This window comes from Wolbachia pipientis (assembly GCF_023661085.1).
Taxonomy (GTDB): Bacteria; Pseudomonadota; Alphaproteobacteria; order Rickettsiales; family Anaplasmataceae; genus Wolbachia.
The window spans coordinates 1-3,682 of record NZ_JAHDJT010000125.1 but is presented as its reverse complement, the minus strand read 5'-3'; the positions used below and the strand labels follow the sequence as shown (position 1 = coordinate 3,682).

At 38.3% G+C, this 3,682-nt stretch carries 3 protein-coding genes; all 3 read left to right on the top strand.

Annotated features, from left to right (window positions below):
• Nucleotides 1-193: 193 nt before the first annotated feature.
• Genes DM84_RS05370 through nuoH form a run of 3 tightly spaced genes read left to right on the top strand, consistent with a single transcriptional unit; the run spans nucleotide 194 to nucleotide 3,474 of the window.
• Nucleotides 194-403, top strand: coding sequence for a hypothetical protein (locus DM84_RS05370; protein WP_041046493.1), 210 nt, complete (start codon nucleotides 194-196; stop codon nucleotides 401-403).
• Nucleotides 404-416: 13 nt separating this feature from the next.
• Nucleotides 417-2,465, top strand: a complete 2,049-nt coding sequence (gene nuoG, locus DM84_RS05365) for an NADH-quinone oxidoreductase subunit NuoG (protein ID WP_250778920.1) — start codon at nucleotides 417-419, stop codon at nucleotides 2,463-2,465.
• Nucleotides 2,449-3,474: an NADH-quinone oxidoreductase subunit NuoH gene (gene nuoH / locus DM84_RS05360; RefSeq protein ID WP_250778918.1), complete on the top strand. Its 1,026-nt coding sequence runs from the start codon at nucleotides 2,449-2,451 to the stop codon at nucleotides 3,472-3,474. The genes nuoG and nuoH overlap by 17 nt, the downstream gene beginning before the upstream one ends.
• Nucleotides 3,475-3,682 lie beyond the last annotated feature (208 nt).

Below are 3,682 nucleotides of genomic sequence, written 5' to 3'. Positions count from 1 at the left end.
ATTTTGTCATTGAGCCTGCAGATCAAAAACAAGTTTTGAGTCAAAAATACCCTTAGTGTTATAGTAATGCAATTGTTGGAGGTTGTCAAGTAGTTTTTTTGTTTTTAGATATCTATCGAAACTTTAAAGTTATTTAATGTTGACGCTGTGCACTTAAGTGCTAAAATAAAATGAGAAGTTTTTAGGAGTTTATATGGCAGCAGGCGGAAAAGCAAAAACAGCTAGTAAAAATAACCCTACTCAGCGTCAGAAAGCTAAGCAAAAAATGTATAAAGATAAACCGGTAAAACCAGTTAGATATATAGATCGCGACTCACGTATGAATTATATGTCCGCTGAATATGGGGATGGTAGTCTCGTTCAAGACGAAAGTGGTAATCCTATAAAGTGGGAAGCTGTGTAGTGGGTTTAAATTTGTGGTTAAGATTACCATTAACTCTAAGGAATGTGAGGTAGAAGCTGGGCTTACTATAATTCAAGCCTGTGAAGCCGTGGGCGTTGAAATTCCACGCTTTTGTTATCATGAGCGCTTAGCAATCGCCGGTAACTGTAGAATGTGTTTGGTTGAAGTGGAAGGCGGGCCTCCAAAACCAGTAGCCTCTTGCGCAGTACCAGTTGCAGAGGGTATGATTATTCACACTAATACCCCAAAAGTCAAAAAGGCACGTGAAGGAGTGCTCGAGTTTTTGCTAATTAACCACCCGCTTGATTGCCCAATTTGTGATCAAGGTGGTGAGTGTGATTTGCAAGATATAACAATGGCCTATGGAAAGGGAACTAGCAGACTTGATGAACATAAAAGGGCTGTACCAAAAAAGCATTTTGGGCCACTTATTGAAACTGCAATGAATAGATGCATCCATTGCACTCGATGCGTTAAGTTCTTGTCTGATGTTGCAGGTACAAACGAACTTGGAGGAATTGGTAGAGGAGAAAATGTAGAAATCAGCACTTACATAAAAAGGCATATTAGCTCTGAATTATCTGGAAATATCATAGACCTCTGCCCTGTAGGAGCTTTGACTTCAAAACCTTACTCGTTTAAGGCACGTCCATGGGAACTATCACATTGCGAAACTATAGATGTGCTCGATGCTGTGGGAAGTGCGATCAGAGTCGATTACCGCGGTCCGGAAGTTATGCGAATATTGCCAAGACTCAATGAAGAAGTGAATGAGGAATGGATATCAGATAAAACTCGTTTTGCTTATGATGGACTAAAAGTGCAACGTCTTGACCAGCCTTATATAAAGAAAGATGGTAAATTAATTCCGGTTGATTGGAATGAAGCACTAACTGTTGCTGCAAAAAAACTAAGAAGTACAAGGCCAAACAAAATAGCCGCAATTGCTGGTGATCTAGCAGATTGTGAGTCTATGCTTCTACTAAAAGAAATGATGCATAAGCTTGGCTCAGCAAATATAGATTGTAGGCAGGATGGAGCAAGGCTTATACAAAATAATCGTGGATCATATGTATTCAACACCACTGCTCAGGGTATAGAGAATGCAGATTTATGCCTTCTTATAAACACAAATCCTAAAGTAGAGGCGCCAATTATTAATGCACGTATAAGAAAAAGATATTTACAAGGCAACTTTCCTATTACAAGCATTGGTCCTGACATTGAGTATTTATATCATGTCGAAAAGCTAGGCGATAATCCTGGCATTTTAAATGAAATAGCGAAAGGGAATCACAAATTTTGCAAGCTGCTAAGCGCTGCTAAAAATCCTATGCTCATCATCGGTCAAGATGCATTAACAAGAGATGATTCTGAATCAATTTTAGCTTTAGCTGGCACAATTGCGGAAAATTTTAACATGGTGAGAGACGACTGGAATGGTTTTAATGTGTTGCATAAAGCCGCAGCACGAGTTGGTGGATTAGATATTGGGTTTGTTCCCAAAAAAGGTGGAAAAGACACTAACCAAATACTAAAGCAAGCAGAAAGTGGCGATATAGAAGCTGTTTATCTTCTCGGTGCAGATGAAATTGACACATCAAAGTTAGAAGATACATTTGTAATTTATCAAGGTCATCATGGCGATAGAGGAGCACACATAGCAGATGTTATTCTACCTGGAGCTACATATATAGAGAAATATGCAACTTATGTGAATACTGAAGGGCGAGTGCAGAGAACAAATTTAGCTGTATTTCCCCCTGGTGAAGCAAAGGAAGACTGGTTGATTATTAAAAATTTGTCACAATATCTGGGCCTCTCCTTCCCATATGATAGTTTATTTGACGTGAAAAAAAAATTAGATACTATAGGTCCACAGTTTAGAAACGCTGACCAGGTGGTAAAAAACAAATGGATACCAATTACCTGCGACGAGATAAAACTAAGTAGCGCGCCTTTTGCCCTAAAAGAATGTAATTTTTATATGACAGATTCCATAAGCCGCGCTTCAAAAATAATGGCAGATTGTACTAAGGCTTTCTATGGACACGCTAGTTAACATTTTATTTGTTTTGGTGCCGTTACTGCTTTCAGTAGCATACTTGGTGTACTTCGAACGCAAATTTATTGGTGCAATTCAACTAAGACATGGTCCAAGCGTCGTTGGACCTTTTGGACTATTACAGCCATTTGCAGATGCAATTAAACTACTGATTAAAGAGCCGATAATACCATTTAGAGCAAGTACTATATTATTTATCACCGCTCCGATGCTCACCTTTATTTTAGCACTAATCGCCTGGGCAGTGATACCATTTGGCGCTGAAGTAATTATAGAAAACGGGCAGCAGATAGTAATTCCTAAGGTAATAGCAAATATTAACGTTGGAGTACTTTATGTGCTAGCTGTATCCTCTTTAGAGGTATATGGTATTATTATTGCAGGTTGGTCAAGTAATTCTAATTATGCGTTTTTGGGTAGCATAAGGTCAGCTGCTCAAATGATCTCATATGAAGTTTCGATAGGCCTAATAGTTGCCACAGTTGTTGTTACAACTGGCACGCTAAACCTCGGAGAAATGGTAGTAACAAAGCACAATATGCCATTTTGGGTTGATCTACTACTCATACCTATGGCAATAGTGTTCTTTATCTCTCTTCTTGCGGAAACCAACCGTCATCCGTTTGACTTACCAGAAGCTGAAGCAGAGCTCGTTTCTGGGTATAATGTTGAATATTCATCAATGCCTTTTGCCCTCTTTTTCTTGGGAGAATATGCAAACATGATCTTAGCAAGCGCTATGATGACAATATTTTTCTTAGGAGGATGGTATCCTCCTCTAGAGCTTAGTTTTTTGTATAAAATTCCAGGTTTAATTTGGTTTGTCTTGAAAATAGCTTTATTGTTGTCCATATTTGTTTGGATTAGGGCAACAATACCTCGATATCGATATGATCAGCTAATGCGTCTTGGTTGGAAAGTGTTTCTACCAATATCAGTACTTTGGCTAATACTTATCTCAGGAGTGCTACTTTTTACTGGGAATTTACCAGGTTTAGAGTTGTAAATATGCATGCTGATCACAATATTAAAATTTCTTTGATAAATTTTGCACTAAGGTTTCAAAACTTTTGTGCTATGGCTTTTTCTAATACCAATCCCCACTACACAGAAGGCCGATAAATGACAGTAGAGAAGCTACCCAACAGAAACAAAAAACTACTTGACAACCTTTGCCGATACCCTTATCATAGTAATGAAGCTATTTGTTTAAC

What these genes read in the sequence shown, in the direction of transcription:
- DM84_RS05370 (WP_041046493.1), top strand. Translation starts at nt 194, where the DNA reads ATGGCAGCAGGCGGAAAAGCAAAAACAGCTAGTAAAAATAACCCTACT.
- nuoH (WP_250778918.1), top strand. Translation starts at nt 2,449, where the DNA reads ATGGACACGCTAGTTAACATTTTATTTGTTTTGGTGCCGTTACTGCTT.